The 22757-nt window shown below is 52.7% G+C and carries 18 protein-coding genes and 1 pseudogene; 6 read left to right on the forward strand and 13 right to left on the reverse strand.

Features of this window, described 5'->3' with window-relative positions:
• Positions 1-574: 574 nt before the first annotated feature.
• Positions 575-2038 carry a ribonuclease G gene (gene rng / locus CJO09_RS08590; RefSeq protein ID WP_119442007.1) on the forward strand — a complete coding sequence of 488 codons (1464 nt, stop codon included), beginning with the start codon at positions 575-577 and terminating at the stop codon, positions 2036-2038.
• Positions 2039-2062: 24 nt separating this feature from the next.
• Here the strand turns inward: rng and CJO09_RS08595 are convergent, their stop codons facing one another.
• Positions 2063-2470 (reverse strand): hypothetical protein, encoded by a 408-nt coding sequence (locus CJO09_RS08595; RefSeq protein WP_147269401.1) that lies wholly within the window; start codon positions 2468-2470, stop codon positions 2063-2065.
• A 56-nt stretch (positions 2471-2526) separates the two neighbouring features.
• Positions 2527-4305, reverse strand: a complete 1779-nt coding sequence (gene msbA, locus CJO09_RS08600; RefSeq protein ID WP_179950529.1) for a lipid A export permease/ATP-binding protein MsbA — start codon at positions 4303-4305, stop codon at positions 2527-2529.
• A 163-nt stretch (positions 4306-4468) separates the two neighbouring features.
• On the opposite strand from msbA, the gene CJO09_RS08605 reads away from it, so the two are divergent.
• From CJO09_RS08605 to CJO09_RS15785, 3 genes are read left to right on the forward strand one after another with little or no spacing between them, the layout of a single operon-like run.
• Positions 4469-5395 carry a glycosyltransferase family 9 protein gene (locus tag CJO09_RS08605; RefSeq protein WP_391523640.1) on the forward strand — a complete coding sequence of 309 codons (927 nt, stop codon included), beginning with the start codon at positions 4469-4471 and terminating at the stop codon, positions 5393-5395.
• Positions 5392-6156, forward strand: coding sequence for a YdcF family protein (locus tag CJO09_RS08610; RefSeq protein WP_114421882.1), 765 nt, complete (start codon positions 5392-5394; stop codon positions 6154-6156). The genes CJO09_RS08605 and CJO09_RS08610 overlap by 4 nt, the downstream gene beginning before the upstream one ends.
• A 2-nt stretch (positions 6157-6158) precedes the next feature.
• On the forward strand, positions 6159-6449 hold the full coding sequence (locus CJO09_RS15785) for a YkgJ family cysteine cluster protein (RefSeq protein ID WP_119442010.1): 291 nt from the start codon (positions 6159-6161) through the stop codon (positions 6447-6449).
• Here CJO09_RS15785 and CJO09_RS08620 read toward each other — a convergent pair.
• From CJO09_RS08620 to hrpA, 9 genes and pseudogenes are all read right to left on the reverse strand, one after another.
• Entirely contained in the window at positions 6386-7552 is a 1167-nt protein-coding gene (locus tag CJO09_RS08620) for a glycosyltransferase family 4 protein (RefSeq protein ID WP_119442011.1), read from the reverse strand. The genes CJO09_RS15785 and CJO09_RS08620 overlap by 64 nt on opposite strands.
• Positions 7545-8108 carry a polysaccharide deacetylase family protein gene (locus CJO09_RS08625; RefSeq protein WP_391523641.1) on the reverse strand — a complete coding sequence of 188 codons (564 nt, stop codon included), beginning with the start codon at positions 8106-8108 and terminating at the stop codon, positions 7545-7547. The genes CJO09_RS08620 and CJO09_RS08625 overlap by 8 nt, the downstream gene beginning before the upstream one ends.
• Positions 8098-8181 (reverse strand): annotated as a pseudogene (locus tag CJO09_RS15940) (polysaccharide deacetylase family protein); the annotation flags it as partial. The gene CJO09_RS08625 and the pseudogene CJO09_RS15940, both read right to left, overlap by 11 nt.
• A 23-nt stretch (positions 8182-8204) precedes the next feature.
• Complete coding sequence (locus CJO09_RS08630; RefSeq protein WP_119442012.1) at positions 8205-9320, reverse strand: glycosyltransferase; 1116 nt, start codon at positions 9318-9320, stop codon at positions 8205-8207.
• Positions 9317-10078 (reverse strand): glycosyltransferase family 2 protein, encoded by a 762-nt coding sequence (locus CJO09_RS08635; protein ID WP_119442013.1) that lies wholly within the window; start codon positions 10076-10078, stop codon positions 9317-9319. Before CJO09_RS08635 ends, CJO09_RS08630 begins: the two co-directional genes overlap by 4 nt.
• Positions 10075-10926: a polysaccharide deacetylase family protein gene (locus CJO09_RS08640; protein WP_119442014.1), complete on the reverse strand. Its 852-nt coding sequence runs from the start codon at positions 10924-10926 to the stop codon at positions 10075-10077. Before CJO09_RS08640 ends, CJO09_RS08635 begins: the two co-directional genes overlap by 4 nt.
• Positions 10926-12038 (reverse strand): glycosyltransferase family 4 protein, encoded by a 1113-nt coding sequence (locus CJO09_RS08645; RefSeq protein ID WP_119442015.1) that lies wholly within the window; start codon positions 12036-12038, stop codon positions 10926-10928. The genes CJO09_RS08640 and CJO09_RS08645 overlap by 1 nt, the downstream gene beginning before the upstream one ends.
• Positions 12035-15526, reverse strand: a complete 3492-nt coding sequence (dnaE, locus tag CJO09_RS08650) for a DNA polymerase III subunit alpha (RefSeq protein ID WP_119442016.1) — start codon at positions 15524-15526, stop codon at positions 12035-12037. The genes CJO09_RS08645 and dnaE overlap by 4 nt, the downstream gene beginning before the upstream one ends.
• 25 nt (positions 15527-15551) lie before the next feature.
• Complete coding sequence (hrpA, locus tag CJO09_RS08655) at positions 15552-19337, reverse strand: ATP-dependent RNA helicase HrpA (RefSeq protein WP_245961293.1); 3786 nt, start codon at positions 19335-19337, stop codon at positions 15552-15554.
• Between the two features lie 159 nt (positions 19338-19496).
• Between hrpA and argA the strand changes: the two genes are divergently transcribed.
• Both argA and CJO09_RS08665 read left to right on the forward strand, forming a co-directional pair.
• A complete protein-coding gene (gene argA, locus CJO09_RS08660) occupies positions 19497-20849 on the forward strand; it encodes an amino-acid N-acetyltransferase (protein ID WP_119442018.1) in 1353 nt (450 codons plus the stop codon).
• 68 nt (positions 20850-20917) lie between these two features.
• Positions 20918-21190 (forward strand): oxidative damage protection protein, encoded by a 273-nt coding sequence (locus CJO09_RS08665; RefSeq protein ID WP_114421872.1) that lies wholly within the window; start codon positions 20918-20920, stop codon positions 21188-21190.
• Between the two features lie 89 nt (positions 21191-21279).
• Here the strand turns inward: CJO09_RS08665 and phoU are convergent, their stop codons facing one another.
• A complete protein-coding gene (gene phoU, locus CJO09_RS08670) occupies positions 21280-22002 on the reverse strand; it encodes a phosphate signaling complex protein PhoU (protein WP_114421871.1) in 723 nt (240 codons plus the stop codon).
• A gap of 76 nt (positions 22003-22078) precedes the next feature.
• A complete protein-coding gene (rpiA, locus tag CJO09_RS08675) occupies positions 22079-22756 on the reverse strand; it encodes a ribose-5-phosphate isomerase RpiA (RefSeq protein ID WP_119442019.1) in 678 nt (225 codons plus the stop codon).
• Between the last annotated feature and the right edge of the window lies 1 nt (position 22757).

Raw genomic sequence — 22757 nt, forward strand, 5'->3', positions numbered from 1 at the left:
TGATGCACCACTACTTAGCAACGTAGCTTAAGTGCCCACACTTATCGGTTGTTTCGTTGTTAAAGAGCAATTTCGCTCACCCTACCCAACTGCCCCACAACCAAGTTAAAAAACCCTAACTTGCCGTGTGAAGCGCTGTTCAAGCAGCGAAGAAACGAGATTATGAAGCAGTTTTTAAGATGTGTCAAATGAGAAGAAAAGAAATTTATTTCCAACCACTCTTGACCACCACCCCGCCTCAGGGCCCCGCCCAGTTCACCAACCTCACCCGCATCTTGCACCGCAAAACACACGCCGAGTCAATGACTGTCCCTTTTAAATCGCCCTCTTAAATATACCCCTAAATTAAGGGTTATCCCGAGGCCGTTTCCAAAGGGAACCGAACTGTAGCATGACTGTCATTTAGTTGCAAACGAATTAGCATTTAAATTGACACCAGCGCTAGATAAATAGGTACCGCATTAAATGAAAATGACGGGCGCGCCGTCAGGCAATAGGTAACCACTAACCTTGCGGCGTGCGACGATCATGGCATACTGAACGCATTCCCCAAAAATAATCACAATGGCTGAAAATGGCTGAAGACATACTCATTAACGTTACCCCTTTTGAAACCCGGGTGGCCATCGTCGAGCAAGGCGCTGTTCAAGAGCTGCATATTGAGCGCAGCATTCAGCGTGGACACGTGGGCAACTTGTACCTGGGGAAAGTTGTTCGTGTGTTACCCGGAATGCAAAGCGCATTTGTCGATATCGGTCTGGAACGAGCCGCTTTCATTCACGTAGCCGATTTGCGCCAGAATCGCGCCGAACGAAATGCCGGCGGAACCCTGACCCCTATCGAGAAACTGCTTTTCGAAGGGCAATCCCTCATGGTTCAAGTCATTAAAGACCCCCTGGGCACCAAAGGGGCCAGGTTATCTACGCAAATCAGTATTGCCGGGCGGATGTTGGTGTACTTGCCTCATGAACCTCATGTTGGCATTTCCCAAAAAATTGAAGGGGAAGAAGATCGTCTGGCGCTGCGCGAACGCGTTGTACAGTTAATGCCCGACGACGAAAAAGGCGGTTTCATCGTACGCACGCAGGCCGAAGGAGCAAACGATGACGAGTTGGCCGCCGATTTATCCTACTTGCGGGTGCTGTGGGCCCGGATTACCACCAAAGCGAAATCTTTACCGGCTCCATCCTTGCTTTATGCCGACTTAACACTCGAGCAGCGTGTGCTGCGAGACATGGTGAGTCCCGAAACCGGCTCCATCTTGGTTGATTCACGTGCCACGGCGCAGCGCTTGAATGAATGGGCGGACACCTTTACCCCGTCGGTGAAAGACCGCATTTCGCACTACAGCGGCGAGCGCCCACTTTTCGATACCGCCAATGTCGACGAAGAAATAGAAAAAGCCTTGTCACGACGCGTAGACCTCAAGTCTGGAGGCTATCTGATCATCGACCAAACAGAAGCGCTTACAACGGTAGATGTTAATACCGGCGGCTATGTCGGAGGACGCAACTTCGACGACACGATTTTCAAAACCAACCTCGAAGCGGCCGTTGCCATTGCGCGGCAATTACGTTTGCGCAATTTGGGTGGCATTATCATTATCGACTTTATTGATATGGATGACTCCGAACACCGCGCATCGGTATTGGCTGAACTCAACAAAGCGCTAAGCAAAGACCGCACGCGTATGACGGTCAGCAGCTTCAGCCAATTAGGTTTGGTTGAAATGACACGCAAGCGCACGCGCGACTCATTAGCACATCAATTGTGTGAGCCGTGCCCAACCTGCCAATCCAGGGGGCATGTTCGTACACCCCGCACTCTGTGTTATGAAATTTTGCGAGAAATTCTGCGGGAATCCCGACAGTTCAACCCAAAGGAATTTCGGGTTCTGGCTTCGCAGGCGGTGATTGACCTGTTTCTTGAAGAGGAAAGCGCCCACTTGGCCATGCTGGGCGACTTTATCGGCAAGCCTGTTTCTTTGGAAGTTGAAGCCGCATATTCACAAGAACAATACGACATAGTGCTTATTTAGCTATTAACTCAAGACAACGAAACACTATTCAGAAACAGGACACTTTTCCGGATTCAGCACGATATCAAACATCTCCTGAACCTGATTATTAGTGGTGGCGTAATAACTATAAACACGGCCACGCGTCAGCCCGCTGGTCATTCTGGCCAGCGACAACACCACCATTTCACTGCTGTTCGTTGCGCCGGGCCGAAACGGCTTTGTTACGCGAGCGTTGGCCGGATACAGCTCGTCGCGCGAGAACTGTACCTCGGCGTTGCACGCAGCCTGATGCTTAAAAACGGCGCGCTGAATTTGGACAAAATCCTGCTCAAGCTTGCGCTCGGCACGCAAATAAAGCGGATCTTCGATTACATCGAAGGAAAAACCCTTGTTATCCGCGGCACAACCGGCCAACGCAAGAAAACCTAATAAAGCAACAAATTTTTTCATCATTTTTCCGCTGTAAATCTTTTGCCAAATTCCCCGCGCTACCCGCTTACTATGAGTCAGGCCGCATCACGAAACTGCATGTTGTACAACATGGCGTAGCGCCCTTCCTTGGCAAGCAGCGCTTCATGGTGACCTTGTTCAACTATTTCACCTGCATCAAGCACGACAATCATATCGGCTTTCTGCACGGTTGACAGTCGGTGTGCAATGACCAAGGTGGTTCGTCCAGCCATCAAATGCTCCAGCGACGCCTGCACTTGCCGTTCAGATTCATTATCCAATGCTGAAGTAGCTTCATCAAGAATCAAGATTGGTGCATCTTTAATAAGCGCTCGCGCAATTGCCAAACGCTGACGCTGCCCGCCTGACAACTGATTGGCATTCTCACCAACCCGGCTATGAAGGCCATCGGGCAAACCACGCACGAAATCGTGCAAATTAGCAGCCTCAAGTGCCGCCCAGATTTCCTGTTCATTAACCTCACGCAATGCGCCGTAACTGACGTTCTCACCGATCGTGCCATCAAAAAGTACCACGTTCTGGCTGACAAGCGATAGCTGCGCGCGCAAACTTCGTAAAGAACATGCACCAATAGGCTGACCATCAATAAAAATCTCCCCCTCGGTAGGGATCACAAACCGGGGCAGCATATTCACCAGCGTTGTTTTACCGCTACCGGAGCGACCGACCAACGCAACGGTTTGCCCTGGTTCTACCGACAACGATACATTGGTTAAAGTATCAACTTGGGCATCGGCGAAACGATGACTCACGTTCCGATACTCAATGCGACCTGTCACTGCCTTAGTAAGCTCAACTTTTCCTTCATCAGACTCCGGGGTTTGATCGATCAGACCAAATACGCTTTCGGCGGATACCAACATTCGTTGTGTCGCGCCGGCAATATTGGTTAGCCGCTTAATGGGGTCGAAAATCTGCCCCAATGCGGCCATAAACGACGCGAAACTACCCACCGTCAAGCCTTCGTTATTCGCCTGATACAAAGCAACTGCAATGACTGCGGCCACCGACACACCTACAAAAAATTGGGTGATGGGTGACATGGCGGCGTCGGAGGATGCCGCCCGCATGGCGAACCTGCGCAATCGGCCACTAACGTACTCGAAACGTGATGACTCATGATCGTAGCCATCGAACAACTTAACCTCTCGTTGACCGTCAATTGCCTCACCAACCACCCGCGTCATTTCCGCATTCATATTGATCGTGTCGCGATTTATGCGGCGCAGACGACGAATAAAAATGCGTGAGACATAGACTGAGAGCGGCAAAACCAGCAACACAATCAATGTTAACTGCCAAGACATATACAGCAACACGGCAAACAATGACACCACGATCAGCGTTTCACGCGTAATAACCGTGATCACTTCCGTAGCAAGGCCGGATACGTTACCCGCATCGATTGTGAAGCGATTCAACAACCGGCCGGTATCGCCGTTGCGAAACTCGGAGTCGGGCAGCCCCAGCAGCCGCTGAAACATTTCCCGCCGAATACCCAAAAGCAGATTATTGGTTATCCAGGCCGTTACGTAAGAGCTGCCGAAGGTACATATCCCACGCAGGAACATAAGGCCGACGACCAATGCAGGAATAGACCATATGTATGATGGCTTCTGACCTGTGAAGCCTTCGTCGAGCAACGGCTTCATAATAATGGCCAGCGTAGGCTGGGTTGCCGCGCTGATTGAAAGGAGAATAAAGGCAACAACAACCGCCTTCCAGTACTTGCCCAGCCGCACATAAATGCGACGCCAAAGGTCGAACTTCACTGGGTCGGCATGTGCAGGACCGGATGGGAAAACTGAACTCAAGAAATGACTCGCTTTTATACTATGCAACAATTGAAAAAAAACATTTTAACTGCGCCACAGCAACTGGAACACGCAGGACGGTAATGTTTCTCCCACTACGACCATGACAGACCCTAAACCTACTCTTTACCTACGCCTTCCAAACTGGATTGGCGATGTTTGCATGGCTCTACCTTCGTTGAATGCAATATTACAAAATGGCATACCAACCGTAGTCTGTGCACGCCCCTGGGCTGAAGACCTCTTACGAGCTTATCCCATTGAAGGTTTCATCCCGATGAGCGGCGCATGGAAAACGGATCGCAAACGAGTAGCCGAACACCGGCATCAACATGGCCATGACCATGCCCTGGGTTTGCTGTTACCCGATTCATTGTCCAGTGCATTAGTCTTCAGGTTAGCAGGATTGCAATGCGCAGGTTATCGCGACGACGGGCGCAGCCTGTTATTAAAATGGCCGTTTTCAAAACCTGTCCCCAAACCCCACGCCGTGGAGTCGTGGTTTATGCTAACCCGATCGGCCTTAAGCAAGTGGCATCACCCTTTATCTTCTGAAAAACCGGGCCCAACGCTTGGCTTGTCGCTCACCTGCGAGCACAAGGCTGCGGCCCAGACACTGCTTACAAATGCCGGCCTTGAGCCGGGTGGCTTTATTCTTATCGCCCCCACAGCAACGGGGCGTCACAAAGGACAAGTTAAAGTTTGGCCTGGATTCGACTCCCTTACGCGTATCCTGCAAGAAAAAGGCTTTAACGTTGTCATGTGCCCTCCACCCAATGAAAAAGAAGAGGCTTTGCGCAATGCGCCGACCGCGCGTTGTTTAAGCGCGCAGGGGTTAGGGGCTTTTGCTACACTCACGCGCATGTCTGCTCTTGTTATCTGCAATGATTCGGGCGTGTCGCATTTAGCAGCGGCAGCAGGCGCCCAACAAATAACGCTGTTTGGTGTTACCGATGCCAAACACACCGGCCCCTGGTCACCATCAGCTGTCTGCTTGGGCAAGATGGGTCAATGGCCCGATACGGATATCGTGCTCGAACACGCACTGCAATTTCTGAACCGTCAGTCGCCAAGTACACAACCGTCATGAATGTGACCAATTTTCTGGCCAATCTCATCATCCCGCTTAATCTTTGCATTACGCTGTTTTTTATCGCAGCCATTCTTTTCATGCTCAGATGGCGACGATTGGCATGGGGGATCGCACTGTTCAGTTTGGCCTGGGGCCTGTTCTGGTCACTGCCGGCGTCCTCTTTATGGGCCGGCGGCAGACTGGAGCAATTCCATCCTTACACCCCGCCTGATCTACTGCCGGACGTTGACGCCATTGTAGTTCTGGGCGGCCATACTGCCGGCGGGCGCGAGAACTGGTTTGAACCTTATGACCCCGATAAGGTAACAACCCGTAGCGATACAGCATCCCGTTTATTCAAGGCAGGTCGGGCGCCCTTCATCATACTTTCGGGCGCTGCTCTGGACGGCGGTGTGAGTGAGGCCCAGGCAATGGCCAATGCCCTGAAACGTCAAGGCGTACCAGAGAGTGCCCTCATTTTAGAACCTGAAAGCCTGACAACCCGGGAAAATGGTGTACTCACAGCCCAATTAATACAAGAGCGAAATTTTAAAGAAATTTTATTGGTCACTTCGGCGCTGCACATGCCACGCGCCACCGCAGTATTTGAAAATCTGGGCGTAAACGTCATCCCCGCACCCTCACCACCGCAGATAACGGTACCCGATGACCCCGATTTTGGCTTCTGGCTCCCCGACGGACGCACCTTTGAGGCGGCACGCTCAATCATCAAAGAGTATGCCGGCCTGGTCGTGTATTGGCTGAGAGGCTGGGTATAACGATGAAGTGTCGTTCAAATTGCGGCGCATGCTGCATCGCCCCGTCCATTTCCAGCCCTATTCCAGGGATGCCACACGGAAAGCCCGCGGGAGAACCATGCATTCATCTTGACACTGCTTTTCGTTGCACTATTTTCAACGACCCACTTCGACCACAAGTTTGTCACGATTTGCAGCCATCGGAAGACATGTGCGGTGATAACCGCGAGCAGGCTTTACGCTGGCTGGGTTATTTGGAGGATGCAACCCGCCCGTCACGCTCTTGCAGAATTTCGGCATATAAAGCTTCATAGCGGCGTGCCACCTCAGACCAACTATGACGTTGGACCAGTTTCCGCCCCCCCCTTACAAGCTGCTCGTGCAATGTGCTTGATGCCATAAGTTGTTGGATGAACTCCGCCAATTCTTCGTTGTTTTCAGGATGCGACAGCACAAGAGCGTCAATATTCGGCGTTACATACTGCGCGAACCCGCACCATGGACTCGGGCTTAAAATAACGGGGAGTTCGTAAGACATTGCCTCGAGTGGCGCCATACCAAAGCTGTCATTCAAGGTTGGATGAACATAGGCGTCAGCACAGCTGTAATAAGGCGTTACATCAGACGTTTCATCAACGGTTTTTACGCGCTCTGCAACTGACGGCGCGTTGCGTCGTATGTAATCGCGTGTCGAGGCGTTGCCTCCGACAACCAACAACTTCACATTGGTCGGCAAGTGCACAAGCGCTTGCAGAACGGTATTCAAATCCTTGCGTTGAGGGTTACGTGCCACCAAAAGGCATACATAATCCTCTTGCCCCCACCCCAAGCTTTCTCGCAAAGCGTGACTTTGTTCGTCGGGTAACTGAGCCGCTGGAACCACACCCGGAGCAATGACCGGATAGGCCTCAACTTCGCCGCCATAAGCACTGTTCAGCTGTTCGGCAATCAACCCTGAAACGGCAACGGCCCGGTGTCCGGCACGTTGACGCACCCGCTTACGTTCGAGCGCTAAATACGTTTGCACCCTGGGGCTTGCAAAAGACAATAGCCACTTGATAAAGGAAATTTTACGCACGCGCCAGTTATACCGAACCGGCGTAACGTGAACGACCTCGACATCGCCACACCATCCGTTCATATGCGAATGAACGATATCGAAACCCGACTGTGTTAGACGGCGCGCGCGCGCAGCAAACCACAACACACGCAACCAACTGGGAAACCCCTTGCGTGTCCGGATAGGTACGAAAGGCAGGCGCAAGCCCGACTCATTGTCGTACTCGCGGGCAAAAACCGTTACGTCGTGGCTCTGCGCCAGCTCGCGCATGAGTTCGACACCATACGCCTCGGCACCGCCAAAGCGTCCTCCGAAACGATCAACTACAAAAGCGATTTTTAATTTATGTTCAGCCACTGAGTCGCCTGTCTTCCAAACGCGTGAGACACTTCTGTAAAAAACGAAAAATATTCGTTGACCTTGCTACAGTAACACGCGGTAGCCCGAATAAATCATCGTCGGGTCTGACCAGCCCTCGCACGGTTGTCGTTGCATTGCTGTAGCCCGCTTTTCGCACCCACTCTCGAACACCCGGCGTTTCGGAACCGTAGGGGTAACAAAATGCTCCTATTTCCGTGTTAAGCAAAGCCCCTAACTCCGTTCGCGATTGAGCGATCTGTTGATACGCAATTTCCGGCGAGACTTCGGACAAATGCACATGATCAAGTGTATGAGACCCAACCTCCTGGCCTGCCGCCGCCCAGTTGCGCATTTCGTCGACCGACATCAAAGGCGAATGCGGCACACCTTTTTGAGCGTCCCACACGTTTCCCCCATCGAACTGGTTGACAACAAAATAATTGGTTGAAGTGAACCCCAAACGATTCAAAACCGGCAAGGCGTTCTCAAAAACGTTGCGATACCCATCATCAAAAGTAATACCAAACACCTTGCCTGACGCATTGGCGCGCAAAGTCGCGCGGGTGTACCGTGAGCCCCCGGTAAGGCGTGCCGCGCGGCGACGGTACACCAACTTGGTGATACATGAGAATTGGAATCATGCGAGGCATTATATCGACGCGATCGTATTTTTATAGACCTGAAGGGTTTGAGCCGTGAAAGGTTCCAGGGAGAAATACTGCTCACTGTGGCGGCGAGCGGCCTTTCCCATTTCAACCCGCAATTGCGGATTATCAGCCAAAGCATTCAGGATCGGCACAATTGCTCGGGGCTCACGCACCGGCAAAATCCAGCCTTGCACACCGTGGGTTAAATTTTCGGGTAACCCACCGGTGTCCGTGATCAAGGTTGGCAGCCCCATTGCCATCGTTTCCCGGCAAGCATACGAGAGCGCCTCGAAATGCGACAGTACAAAACCCACATCACATGCGCCCAGTACATCGCGTATGTCGTCAACCAGCCCCGGGAAAACACAGGCATTCTGCATTCCAGCCGCAATCACCCGACTCATACGTTGTGTGTCGGGGGGATCGCCGGCGACCAATACACGGAATCGGTCGCGCAAGTCGGCCGGCAACATGGCAATGGCTTCCACCAGCTCCAGCCAACCTTTTTCGGTATCCGTCCCGCCCACACTACCCATCACAATCAAGCGCTCATGTTGATCGCCAAACCAACGTTGACGCAAAGCTGCGCGCCGAGACGCATCAACAGGCGCGTAATGCTGGGTATCGATACCATGCCGGATCGTCGTACAGGGCAGCGAGCCATATGCAGAAGCAACCAAGCCCCGCGCCACGTAGTCACTAACGGCAATAACATGATCAGTGCCCAGGTTCGCCCGAAGTCGATGACCCAAACTGTTTATTCTGCGATCGTTGTGACGCGTCCATACAATTTTGGGAGGCCGCGGCAACCCCATTCTGGCCAACATCATATGACGATGATCGGCCGATGCATTAACATGCACCAAATCAAAATTTTCCTCACGCAGAAACCGGCGCAAGGCGCACACTTCACGAAACAAAACGGCGGGACGCGAAGTGAATCGCATATCGATTACATTCACACCCGAAATCTTGCTAGCATAGCGAAACAGACGACTCTGCGCCGGTGTCCCTAGCCATAACTCATGGTCATTTCCCAGCGTATGCAACAGATTCATAATGTACGTTACATGGCCACCGCCATTGCCATGATGAATATTGGTGTACAGAATCTTCATGATGAATGAGGTTTGCGCTTTGTCTGCAAATAGCGCAGTTTGCTGTATCGAAAAAAACTGCCGGCCGCCGCGGTCGCCGCAAGAATAAAACCTTCTTTGCCGTCGAGAAAACCACGGCGAATCAAATAGATTCGTACAAATGTCCAGAACGCATGGCCGGCAATACCCGCCACGGATGTTCGACGGCCTTTCTCAAACATCATCTGGGCGGCTGCCGACGAATAACGATTTACTTTGTCAATCAAAACTTCCATATTTGCGTAGGGATAGTGCAAAAAATGGCTTCGCAAAGTACCTGGAGACGTACTCGACACAATTTTTTCATGCACGGCAGCCTCAGTAAACTGCGCCTGGCCACGACGAAACAGCCTTACGACATAATCCGGCCACCACCCACAATGCCGGATCCATCGATCTCCGAACCACGACAACCGCGCAATTTTATATGCGTCATAGCGTGCGTTAAGCATAGTGGAACGAATTTCTTGTGCCAGTTCCGGCGTTATGCGTTCATCGGCGTCGATCGACAAAACCCAATCCTTGGTGGCCATATTAAGCACCCGGTTCTTCTGTGGGCCAAATCCCGGCCAATCGGCGCTTACCTCCACTCGCGCACCAAGTGATTCGGCAATTTCCCGCGTACTATCCGTACTTCCTGAATCAAGCACGATAATTTCATCGGCAAACTGAACCGATTTGATGCAGTCGGCGATATGTGCCGACTCGTTCTTGGTAATAATAATTACCGACAGTGTCATGCGCGTTCCCGCCTTGATCGTTTCCACCGTTTCCAACCGTTGAACAGTGGCGCCACAAACGGATTACGCGCAACCCAGATGCGACGGCCCACCGATTCGCCGGTTGTGTTGCGCACCGCGAAACGATGAATACACTCAGGGTTACTGGAAGGCTTGTTTTGCCCAAACGCCAACGTGGTATACAAATAACGATACCCTGCTTGTTTGGCCAGTTGCACGTAATCTTCATCGAAATAACCTTGAGGCCAGCATAAATGCTCTGTGGCATAGCCCAGGCGGGCGGCCAGGGTTTGGCGCGATCGAGTAAGTTCTTCCATCATGTGCAGGTTTTTGTTGGCTTTATCGTCACCCAAGTCCCAGCGTGTGTGCGTATCTGTGTGGCTGTGAAACTCAAAAGTGCCCGACTCCACCATTTCGTGAATCTCGCTCCAGCGCAAAACGACGTCATCACCTTGTCCTGCGTTAATACGGCGTTCACACTCGTGGTGATCGGGCGTGTCGGGCAAGTGGCCTGCACGGCCTTGGCAGGGCCTCACCGGCCCATCGTGAACCCAGGACGTAACCAGGAAAATCACCGCATTAAACCCCCATTTCTGAAGGATGGGATAGGCCCATACCCAGTTATCCAGATAGCCATCGTCAAACGTAATCATCACCGACTTTGCTGCAAGGGGATGACCATTTAAATAATCAACATACTGCTGGGTGGTAATGGATTGATACCCATGCCACTTCAACCATTTCAACTGATTTTCAAAATTAGAAGGTGAAGTGGTAATAGGCCCCGCACTAGGGGACACATGGTGATACATCAAAATCGGAATGCTGGACGCGTTGCCAAATAACATTATGAAGAACTCCTCCTTTTTCGCTGACCCAGCCAGTTTAAATACGCGTGCTCCGTTGAACTTGCCATTGTCGATAAGTCGTACCGATGAGCCTCATAGACAAAGCGCCGGCCTGCCACGCCCATTTGTCGTCGCAGTGCGGGGTTATCAAGCAATTTTTGTAAAGCGCTGGTTAATGCCGCGACGTCGCGCAGCGCAAACAAAATGCCGGTCTCGTTTTCAAGCATCATTTCAGGTACGCCACCTACCCGTGTGCCAATAACTGGCAAACCACTCGCCTGAGCTTCTGCAAAAACCGTTCCAGTCGCTTCTGTTTCCGTGGCCAAGGCAAAAATATCCGAACCATTCAGAATTTGCGGCACGTCTTGACGTGTGCCCAGGAAATGAACGCGCCGTGCCAATCCCCTTTCCTGCACGATGTCTTGCAAAGTTTCCATTAATGGCGAACCTGATCCCACCAGGACCAGATGTACGTTGGGTCGGGCACGGATCAAAGGCTCAACCGCCTCCAGCAGCACTCGATGGCCTTTTTGTTCGCGCATGACCGCGACAGAAACAATGACGACGTCATTTTCCGCCAACTTCAGTTCACTGCGAAGCGTTGAACCTGTCGGCCAGTTGTTTAAGTCGATACCGGGATACACTACTTTGACCTTATCGGGTGCGGCCCCCCGTTCAATCAAATGGTTGCGCACGTATTGGCTGCATGCAATAACAGCATGCGGCACCACTGTATACGACAGCAAAGAACCTACACGTTTGGCCAGATGACGCGAACGCACCACCAAAGGTACGCCAGCCAAACGAGCCGCGACCCCCACCAGCATGGTGTCACGACGGCTGTTGGTGTTCACAACATCGAAACCCTGCTCAATGAACAGACGCCGGAAGCGCCTAACGCCCTTTGCATAATTAACAAACCCATCAGTTAACAAGGTATGAACCACAAAGCCGTCATCCTGCAAGCGCTGCGCCAGTTTTGCATGCGGCTGGCAAATCGCTTGAACGTCATGTCCACGTTCCCGCAACCCACACATGACTTTGAAAATATATTGCTCTTGCCCCCCAAAGCTGGTGGTCGCCTCAGAAAAGGCGATGCGTAAACGGGTCATTGGTAGGCAATCTCCACAGCGTCGGGTGACACCCACCCATTTAACTGATCAAAAAGCGCGTCGGCCATACGCACACGCCAGGACTCACCCAAGCGAACACGGCACGAAAAATCATGCTTGACCAATTGCAACTCCACCGCAACACCGAACACACCATTCTCAGGCTCTGCCCTGAATGGATTCAACACTTTCTTTAAACGTTCAACATCGGCGTTACCATTCAATGTGATGCGCAGCGCCTGAGCACGCGACTCACGCGCCAATTGCAAGTCGTATAGGGCGTCAGCCGAAACACGCAACCCGCCGGAATATTCATCCGGGCTAACCTTGCCGTGCACGATAATAAGCTGGTCTTCACGCAAACGATGGCGATGTTGTTCATAGAGCTCGTTGAAGATCGCCACCTCGACTTGAGCTGAACCGTCGTCCAGCAAGGCATACAACATCTTGCCACGCCGCGTCATACGAGGCCGCAGCGCCGACAAGACCCCGGCAAACCATTGCAGACCGCGCGCCGGCTCTAGGCGCGCAAGCGGTTTGGGCGCAAAACGCCGCACCTCATCGCGCCAGGCATCGAATAAGTGCGCACTGAAAAAGAAGCCCAACGCCGCTTTTTCTTCTGTTAGTTGGGTTTGCAAATCCCAGGGTGGGACCTTCGCCAACTCACCCTCGACAATATCATTGCTGTCGTCATCGAAAAGAGAAACTTGATTGGCACTACGTTCCGCCTGCTCCGCCGCCTCTATGGCGTTACCCACCGTCGCCAGCAGCGCCGCCCGGTTAGCTGAGATCGTATCGAAAGCGCCCGCGCGGATCAAAGCCTCAATGGTGCGCCGGTTCACGGCATGGCGGTCGATACGCCGACAAAAGTCAAACAGACTGGTAAAAGGCCCCCCTTCCTCACGCGCCCGGATAATTGCCTCTACCGCACCCTGCCCAGTGCCTTTTACCGCCCCCAATCCATAACAAATGGTGCGCGGCGGCTTTAACTGCGCGGTCCAGTTATCCTGAACCGGTTCAAAACGGTAGTTCGACGTGTTGACATCCGGGGCTTGAACCGTGACCCCATTCGCCAAGGCGTCTTTCCAAAACACCTGCACCTTGTCGGTGTCATCCATATCCGACGACAACGTTGCAGCTAAAAACTCGGCCGGATGATAATGTTTCAGCCACGCTGTTTGATAGGCGATCAGCGCGTAAGCCGCAGAGTGACTCTTGTTGAAACCGTAACCCGCAAATTTCTCCATTAAGTCGAACAACTTAACGGCCAAATCCGCGTCATAACCTTTTTCAACCGCCCCTTTCTGGAATATCTCGCGATGTTTGGCCATTTCCTCGGGCTTCTTCTTACCCATGGCCCGACGCAGCATATCGGCGCCGCCCAGCGTGTATCCCCCGATAATCTGGGAGATCAGCATGACTTGTTCCTGGTACACAATCACGCCGTAGGTGCTTTTCAACACAGGTTCCAAATCGGGATGAAAATAATCCACCTCGGCACGCCCATGTTTGCGGTTAACGAAATCAACCACCATCCCTGACTCCAGGGGGCCGGGCCGATACAACGCCAGCATGGCGATCACGTCTTCAAATGTGTTCGGTTTTAAACTGCGCAACAACTCTTTCATGCCACGCGATTCGAGCTGGAAAACCGCCGTTGTATTGCCCTCACTGAGCAACTGATAAGTGGGTTCGTTATCCAGCGGCAAAGCCATGATGTCGAAATCACGCTTGTCTTCATTAAAGCGCTGCACGTAACGTACAGCCCAATCGAGAATTGTTAAGTTTCGCAAACCCAGAAAATCGAATTTGACCAAACCGGCCGCTTCAACATCGTCTTTGTCGAATTGCGAAACAGCGCTGGCATCCTCACCGGGCTGCGCGTAAAGAGGACAAAAGTCGGTTAATTTACCGGGCGCAATGAGTACGCCCCCCGCGTGCATGCCGACATTGCGTGTTAACCCTTCAAGAGGACGTGCCAGGTCGATAAGCGCACGAACCTCTTCATCCTGATCGTACCGCTCTTTAAATGCCGGCTCGCTTGACAAAGCGCGTTCCAACGTCCACGGATCGGCGGGACTAAAGGGAATAAGCTTTGATAAACCATCGCACAAGCTATAGGGCATTTCAAGCACACGACCCACGTCGCGGACAACCGCCTTCGCGCCCAGCGTACCGAATGTGGCGATCTGGCTGACGGCTTCGCGCCCATACTTTTGCTTAACGTAATCAATCACCCTTTCGCGGTTGTCCTGGCAAAAATCGATATCGAAGTCGGGCATGGATACCCGCTCGGGATTGAGAAACCGTTCAAAAAGCAAGTCGTAACGAATAGGATCAAGATCGGTGATCCCCAGTGAATAGGCTACCAGCGAACCGGCGCCCGACCCCCTGCCCGGCCCCACGGGTACGCCATTTTGCTTACCCCAGTTAATAAAGTCGGCAACGATTAAGAAATAACCTGGAAAACCCATATCAATAATGGTTTTACATTCCAGGCGCAAGCGCTCGAGATATATTGGATAGCGCTGCTCTCGTTCGGTGGCGTCGGGATACAAAAACGCCATGCGTTGTGCCAAACCCTCTTCCGACAACTGGATCAGATAGTCATTTAGCGTCATCCCCTCAGGCGTTGGGAAGTCGGGCAAACGAGGCTGCCCCAGCACCAACGTTAGATTGCAACGCTTCGCAATTTCAACTGCATTTTGCAGCGCACAAGGCACGTCGGCGAACCGACGTGCCATTTCCTCTGTGGAAAGCAAATACTGTTCTTCAGTGAAGCGTCGGTGCCGCCGCGGATTGGCTAACTGCTCGCCTTCTGCTATACAAACGCGCGCCTCGTGAGCGCGATACTGATGAGGCTCGATAAACTGTACCGGATGAGTCGCCACGACCGGCAAGTCAAGTTCTGCGGCAAGCTGCAATGCCGATTGGACATAGGCCTCATCGCCGTCCGCCCCAGTGCGTTGCAATTCGATATAAAAAGCATCGGGAAAACGTCGGCTCCAATATTGTGCCAATACCCGGGCCTCTGCATCGCGACCCGCCTCCAGCGCTTGACCGACGTCGCCTGCGCGCCCGCCGGAAAGCATAATCAAGCCCTCAACATTGTCTAACCACGCACGCCGGACTTCTGCACGGCCTGCATATTGGTTTTCAAGCCAGGCGCGCGTAAGAATTTCACAAAGCGCCAAATAGCCCGCCTGATTGCGAACCAGCAATAACGCCCGGTGAGGCTTATCGCGATCAGCCTCGTTTTCGATCCAGATATCGCAACCGGCAATCGGTTTAACACCCTTGGCACGCGCCGCCTTATAGAACTTGATCAGGCCAAATACATTACATAAATCGGTCAGCGCAACAGCCGGCTGGCCAAAGCCCGCCACTTTTCCAACAAGCTCAGGAATTTGCACAATGCCGTCAACCACCGAAAACTCGGAGTGAACACGCAAGTGGACGAAAGAGGGGGGCGTAACGGTTTCTGTCATGAACGAATTGTACCCACAGACCCGGTTATCGGTGCATGGCCGACCAGGCTTTTTGTAAGCGTTTTACAGATACCGGCATCGGTGTGCGCAATGTCTGTGCAAACAACGAAACGCGCAACTCCTCGAGCATCCAGCGGAAATCAGCCAATTGGGCATCAGGCGCACCTTTCAAGGCACTCAAGGCGCGCTGGTATTGCGTTAACAGCGGTGCCATATCAGCCATTAATTGCCGATCACGCTGCGGATCGGACTTAAGCTTGTCGATCCGCATTTGCACGGCCTTCAGATAACGGGGGAAATGCACCAGCTTTTCATAAGGTGTATCGCGCACAAACCATTTGCTCATCAGGACAGACAACTGATTCTGCAAATCGGCATAAGCTTCTGTATGCGGCTTAGCCTGGACCAGTTTTTTTTGCACCGCCGACCACTCAATTAAAACCAGCCCCGTCAGGCGGGCAATTTCCTGCGCCAGCAACCCTAAACGCGAACGCGCCGACTCGTGCCGCTGCTCGAAGGCCTCACGCGAGCTGGGCCACGGTTCAACCATACATGCCTGTTCAATTGCCAGGTCAATGATCTGATCACGCAGCTCATCTTGTGTGCCAAGACTAATGTAAAGCATGCTCATGCGCGTAAGATCAGTTAAGTTCTTCTGCAAGAACTTAACCTGGTCTTTCAACGCCAGGCGAAACAGCCGCCGTAACCCCAACCGATGATGAGAACGCGCTTTGGCCGGGTCGTCGAACACATCGAGATCGCAATGAGTTTGCTTGTCTACGAGCGCAGGATAACCAATCACCGACTCACCCTTGCGTCGAATCTCCATTAATTCAGGCAGCTCACCGAAGGACCAGTCGGTAATATTCTCCTGCGCAAGCGCCTGCGCCACCGACTCGTCGCGCACAGCCATCTTCTGAAAAGACGCTTGCGCCTGGCGGCCATGTTCCGCTTTAAGCTGATCAAGATTTCGCCCGCCGGACAACATGCGCCCTTGCTCGTCGACCACCTTGAAATTCATCAGCATATGAGCCGGCAATGTCTCCAATTTGAAGTCGGTTCTTTGCGGCCTCACCTTCACGTTCTGCCACATGTCATCTGCAATGGCATCCAGCAGACCTGTTTCAGGGTCGCGAGCCTTTTCGAACCAGCGCTCGTAAAAATGCGTTGCATACTCAGGTAGCGGCACGCAATGTCGGCGCAACTTCTGAGGCAGTGATTTAAGCAATAACTGCACTTTTTCTTTCAGCATGCCGGGAACAAGCCACTCACAACGCTGAGCATCGATTTTGTTCAAGGCAAACAGCGGTACTGTCAACGTAACGCCATCGCGAACCGAGCCCGGTTCAAAGTGGTAATCAAGCGACATTTCGACACCGTCCCATTCCACCTTTTTTGGAAAAACATCAGTGGTAATACCGGCTGCCTCATGACGCATCAGATCGTCGCGAGTAAGCAACAAGGCTTTGCGCTTGTCATCGCTGAGCCCTTTGAACCACTTTTCCAGTGTCGCCGTTTGAAATATTTCGGCCGGAATCTGCTGATCATAAAAAGCATAAATGAGGCTGTCATCCACCAGAATGTCAGGGCGACGCGTCTGGTGCTCAAGCTTTTCTATACGCTCGGTCAATTGGCGGTTCTGTCGGACAAACGGCACGGTGGTATTCAATTCGCCTGTCACCAGCCCTTCACGAATGAAAATTTCACGCGCATGCACAGGCTCAATTTTGCCGTAGTGCATTTTCCGGCCGTTATAGACCATTAAACCGTAAACAGTGCCCCTTTCATTGGCCACCACCTGCCCGCTTTTCTTCTCCCAGCGAGGATCAGACCAGGTTCGACGCACCAAATGCGCACCGACACGCTCAATCCAGCCGGGCTCGATACGCGCCACGCACCGCGCAAAAAGCTGCGAGGTTTCCACCAATTCGGCCGCGACAATCCAACGCCCCCCTTTACGCCCCAGCGTTGAACCCGGATGAATCAAAAATCGAATATTCCGCGCGCCAAGATAGCGCTGCCCTTCTTCGGCTTTCAGCCCAATATTGCCAAGCAGACCGGCCAACAAGGCTTTATGCAATTGTTCGTATGTCGCTTCAGTTTGATTGACACGCCACCCCTGTTCGCCAACTAACGCAGCCAATTGACTGTGAACGTCATGCCATTCACGCAAACGCAAAGGCGATAAATAGTTTTGACGCAGCAACGCCACGAGTTTTTTCTGCGATGCTTTATGCCGGACTTTGTCTTCATACCAGGACCACAGCTTTACGTATGACAGGAACTCCGACTTGCTGTCTGCAAATTTCTGATGTGCGTTTTGCGCCGCATCTCGCTCAGCCATTGGACGGTCGCGCGGATCCTGAACTGATAGTGCAGCGGCAATAATCAGCATCTCGGCCAAACACTGTTCGTCGCGCGCGGCCAGCACCATGCGGGCAATACGCGGATCCACGGGCAAACGGGCCAATGCAGCACCCACGCGCGTGAGCTGGTTCGCCTCATCCAGCGCCCCAAGCTCTTGCAGCAGGTGATAACCATCAGCCACCGCCCGGCCGGTCGGCGCCTCAACGAACGGAAAAGTTTCAATATCGTCCAGCTTAAGTGCCTTCATCCGCAAAATAACGGACGCCAACGAAGAACGGAGGATTTCAGGGTCGGTAAACGCGGCGCGTCGTTGAAAACTTTCTTCATCGTACAGTCGGAGGCACACCCCCGGCCCGATCCGACCACACCGCCCCGCCCGTTGATTGGCCGATGCCTGACTAATGGGTTCGATGCGAAGTTGCTCGACTTTGTTGCGCCAGGAATAACGCTTGATACGCGCCAAACCACTGTCAACCACATAACGGATGCCCGGTACGGTAAGTGAAGTTTCCGCGACGTTGGTGGCCAACACCACGCGCCGCCGATTGCTTTGCGGGCGAAAAATTTGCTCTTGCTCAGCCTGGGACAAACGTGCAAACAGCGGCAATACATCGAGACGGCCACCATGATGCTTACGCAACGCATCAGCCGATTCACGAATTTCGCGCTCGCCCGGCAAAAAAACCAATACATCGCCGTCACCATAACGAGCGCACTCATCTACTGCATCGACAATGGCATCGATCAGATCACGTTCCTCGTCGGAGCCAAGGCGCGAACGCGCATCGTCTCGCGCCGCAGAATCGTCATCATGATCGCGAACCGGACGATAAAGGATATCAACCGGATACAAGCGGCCGGACACTTCCACCACAGGGGCTGGCTTGCCGTCGGTTGAGAAATGACGCGAAAACCGCGCTGCATCGATGGTGGCCGACGTGATAATGAGCTTCAGATCAGGTCGCCGCGGCAAGAGTTGCTTTAAAAAACCCAGCAGGAAATCAATATTCAAGCTGCGCTCATGTGCCTCATCAATAATAATGGTGTCATAACGACGCAGCATGGGATCACGTTGGGACTCCGCCAGCAAAATGCCGTCGGTCATGAGTTTGATTGCAGTATTGCGCGAGCTTCGATCATTAAATCGAACCTGATACCCCACCCAATCACCGATTTCAGTATTCAGCTCTTGGGCCACCCGCTTGGCAACCGACGTCGCCGCCAGACGGCGCGGCTGAGTATGCCCGATGATCTTTTCACCGCCACGACCCAACTCCAAACACAACTTGGGTAACTGCGTGGTTTTCCCCGAACCCGTCTCACCGCATACAATCACAACCTGATTGCCGTGAATGGCTTCGGCGATTTCCTTGCGGCGAGCACTAACCGGCAGATCTTCAGGATAATGAATGGGTGGCAACGGGCGTGGCGAACGCAGCTCCATGCCATTCTGATTAGCGGAGGTGCGAGGGCTTGGGCCCTTGAAAGTGTCTTTGTTTCCCGACAAACCGGATAAGTCCTGCATGAAATTTCTTATAACAGCGCAACCGGTCATTATAATTTTGACCTGATACAACACAAACTGCTTTCTATATTATTTCTTATGGCCGAACCCGAAGACACCTTCTCCGCCCAAGATGCCGCCCAATTCGCCCCCGCACAATTTGTGCGCTGGTTCCGCGAAGTGGCGCCCTATGTACATAATTTCCGGGGTAAAACCTTTGTCGTGGCTTTTGGCGGTGAACTGGTCAACGACGGCGCACTGAATAATCTGATTCAAGACTTATCCCTGCTCTCCGCGCTAGGGGTGCGGCTGGTGCTGGTGCATGGATCCCGGCCGCAAGTGAATGAACAATTAAAACTCAAGGGCCTTGATGTCCGGTTTGGACGCAATAACCAGCCAACCAATGCCGCTGCGCTGGAATGCGCAAAAGAGGCTGCAGGCGAAATCCGGCTTGATATTGAAGCGGCATTCAGCCAGGGGCTTCCAAACACCCCGATGTCGAATGCACAGATTCGCGTTATTTCAGGTAATTTTGTCACCGCCCGCCCCATTGGGGTCATCGAGGGTGTCGATTATTTACACACTGGTGCAGTACGAAAACTGGATTCCGACGCGTTACGTTCCGTTCTCAACCAGGGGGCCATAGTTTTGTTGTCGCCGTTAGGCTTTTCGCCTACGGGGGAAGCCTTCAATCTGGCCATGGAGGATCTGGCAACCAGCGTCGCCATTTCCCTGCGCGCGGAAAAACTCATTTTCCTGACTCAGAATCGCACTATCCGACACGAAGACGGCAGTGTCGATACCGAACTGGCGCGCGAAGATGCAGACGCCCTGCTGGCCGGCGGCGCACTCGACGAAGACACCGCCACCTTCCTCAGCCACGCCTCCCGTGCCGTTAAAAGGGGCGTCGCCCGTGCACATCTGCTGCCCTACACACTTGATGGCAGCGTGCTGTTGGAAATCTTTACGCACGATGGCGTGGGCACCATGGTTGTGGAGGACACGCTGGACGACTTACGTGCCGCCACCATGGATGACGTAGGGGCGATTGTGCGTTTAATCGATCCGCTGGAGGCCGACGGCACGTTGGTTCCACGCGGCCGCGCCGTTATCGAGCGCGACGTTGAACAGTTCACCGTATTGGAGCACGACGGTGTCATCTACGGTTGCGTTGCCATGATTCCCTACCCCGACGACCGCATGGCCGAAATGGCTTGTTTAATCGTGCACCCTGAATGGCAGGGCGAAGGTGAGGGCGAGATGCTGTTGCGACACGCTGAATCCAAGGCCCGGGCTGCAGGAGCACGCAGGTTGTTCGTACTTACCACGCGCACGTCTCATTGGTTTATCAAACGCGGCTTTGTGCAAGGCGGCGTTGCCGACCTGCCAAGAGAGCGTCAGGCACATTACAACCGCTCGCGAAACAGCCTGGTATTCATCAAAAAACTCTAGAATGCGTACCACATCACGACTGGGTACAATGTTGGATGTTGCTAAATTAATCAGTAAGAGGCGCACCTATGACACGTATGGTTCAATGTGTAAAACTAAAGCGCGAAGCCGAAGGGCTGCCCGCACCCCCTTATCCCGGGGAACTGGGTGTACGTATCTGGCAAAACGTTTCCAAAGAGGCTTGGGAGCAATGGGTGCAAACCCAAACCCGCCTGGTAAATGAAAACCGGCTCAATCTCGCGGATATCCGGGCACGCAAATATTTGGCGCAGCAAATGGAAAGGTTTCTTTTCGAAGATGTCGATGTTGAAGCACAAGGCTTTGTGCCGCCTTCGCAGTAATTGAAACGCTCCAAAGTAAAAAGGTCACGTTCATCACGTGACCTTTTTTTTTACTAAACGGAATGTATCTAAATTAGCGCCGACCGGGGCTAGTCGCCTTGTTTTACCAAGGGCTCGCCGCGGGCCACTCGCTCTGTTGCTTTTACGCCAATGTGTCGTACATCGTCTCCGTGCACCATGTAAATAACACGTTCAGCCATATTTTTAGCGTGATCACCGATTCGCTCAAGAGAGCGGGCGATGAAAATAAGGTCGATAGAGCGGGAAATCGTGCGCGGGTCTTCCATCATGTAAGTAATTAGATGACGTAAAGAGGCTTTCCATTCCTTATCGACCTCTTTATCGTTGCGTACCACCGTCGCCGCATGAATAGGGTCTTCACGGGCAAATGCATCAAGTACATTACGAATCATGTTGGTAACCTGAGTGGAAATGTGCCGTAACTCGACCGCTGGAATGTACTGACCACCCGCCTCATGCATTCGGCGCGCCATTTTCGCGATTTTGTCGGCCTCGTCGCCGCACCGCTCCATATCGGTAAGCATTTTTGAAACCGACAGCAACAGGCGCAAATCGACGGCTGTGGGTTGATTGCGCGCAATAAGCAACCCAATTCGCTCGTCAATTTCGACTTCCAACCGGTTTACTTCTTTCTCGCGATCATGAACCGTATCGGCGAGCGTTACTTCTTTATTTACCAGTACGTTCATCGCCTCGCCAATCATGGCCTCAACCAGGCCCCCCATTTGCAAGAACGAAGAGCGAACGTTCTCGAGCTCGGCGGAAAACTGTTTGTTGGTGTGTTCGGTCATGATTGAACCTCTGGTTTCAATAACGCGGATAAAAATTGTACTGCTACCTTACCCGATAATTATGACGTGATTATGACTAAGCGGGTTTACGCTGCTCTACACCCGTTTGAGTTGAAATTAATGCAACGCCGGCGCCTGCTATGGCGAACAAACCACACGTGACCACCCCTGGAATATTATTTACCCGCGCCTCCAAGGCCTTCGGGTCGGTAATACGCAAACCCGCTACGTCGAGGATCTGGCAACCGTTGTCGGTGGTAAAGCCTTCCCGCAACTTTGGCCGGCCGCCAAGTGCCGCCATTTGTCGGGCCACTGCTTCGCGGGCCATGGGAATGATTTCGACGGGCAAGGGGAAAGCACCCAGGTAATCGACACATTTCGACTCATCGGCAATACATACGAACTGATCGGCAACCGAGGCCACGATTTTTTCTCGGGTTAATGCTCCGCCGCCCCCTTTTATCATGTGCAAGCCGGCGTCAATTTCATCGGCACCATCGATATAAACCGGCACATGGCTGATGTCATTCAGATCGAACACTTCAATACCGTGGCTTTGCAGGCGTGTGGTGCTGCGTTCGGAGCTTGAAACCGTACCTTTGAAACGGCTTTTAAACTGGGCAAGTTGATCGATAAACAAATCGGCGGTTGACCCCGAACCAATACCAATAATGGTGTCGGGCTTTAAATACGGCAGCACATAATCGATTGCTGCCACTGCGACATTTTCTTTTAACTGTTGTTGTGTTAGCAAA

The sequence above is a fragment of the Neopusillimonas maritima genome (assembly GCF_003576595.1).
Taxonomy (GTDB): Bacteria; Pseudomonadota; Gammaproteobacteria; order Burkholderiales; family Burkholderiaceae_B; genus Neopusillimonas; species Neopusillimonas maritima.

What these genes read in the sequence shown, in the direction of transcription:
- dnaE (WP_119442016.1), bottom strand. Translation starts at nt 15,526, where the DNA reads ATGACAGAAACCGTTACGCCCCCCTCTTTCGTCCACTTGCGTGTTCAC.
- CJO09_RS08645 (WP_119442015.1), bottom strand. Translation starts at nt 12,038, where the DNA reads ATGACCCGTTTACGCATCGCCTTTTCTGAGGCGACCACCAGCTTTGGG.
- hrpA (WP_245961293.1), bottom strand. Translation starts at nt 19,337, where the DNA reads ATGGAGCTGCGTTCGCCACGCCCGTTGCCACCCATTCATTATCCTGAA.
- CJO09_RS08665 (WP_114421872.1), top strand. Translation starts at nt 20,918, where the DNA reads ATGACACGTATGGTTCAATGTGTAAAACTAAAGCGCGAAGCCGAAGGG.
- rng (WP_119442007.1), top strand. Translation starts at nt 575, where the DNA reads ATGGCTGAAGACATACTCATTAACGTTACCCCTTTTGAAACCCGGGTG.
- CJO09_RS08630 (WP_119442012.1), bottom strand. Translation starts at nt 9,320, where the DNA reads ATGAAGATTCTGTACACCAATATTCATCATGGCAATGGCGGTGGCCAT.
- CJO09_RS08605 (WP_391523640.1), top strand. Translation starts at nt 4,469, where the DNA reads ATGGCTCTACCTTCGTTGAATGCAATATTACAAAATGGCATACCAACC.
- CJO09_RS15785 (WP_119442010.1), top strand. Translation starts at nt 6,159, where the DNA reads ATGAAGTGTCGTTCAAATTGCGGCGCATGCTGCATCGCCCCGTCCATT.
- CJO09_RS08640 (WP_119442014.1), bottom strand. Translation starts at nt 10,926, where the DNA reads ATGTTATTTGGCAACGCGTCCAGCATTCCGATTTTGATGTATCACCAT.
- CJO09_RS08610 (WP_114421882.1), top strand. Translation starts at nt 5,392, where the DNA reads ATGAATGTGACCAATTTTCTGGCCAATCTCATCATCCCGCTTAATCTT.
- CJO09_RS08595 (WP_147269401.1), bottom strand. Translation starts at nt 2,470, where the DNA reads ATGAAAAAATTTGTTGCTTTATTAGGTTTTCTTGCGTTGGCCGGTTGT.
- CJO09_RS08635 (WP_119442013.1), bottom strand. Translation starts at nt 10,078, where the DNA reads ATGACACTGTCGGTAATTATTATTACCAAGAACGAGTCGGCACATATC.
- phoU (WP_114421871.1), bottom strand. Translation starts at nt 22,002, where the DNA reads ATGACCGAACACACCAACAAACAGTTTTCCGCCGAGCTCGAGAACGTT.
- argA (WP_119442018.1), top strand. Translation starts at nt 19,497, where the DNA reads ATGGCCGAACCCGAAGACACCTTCTCCGCCCAAGATGCCGCCCAATTC.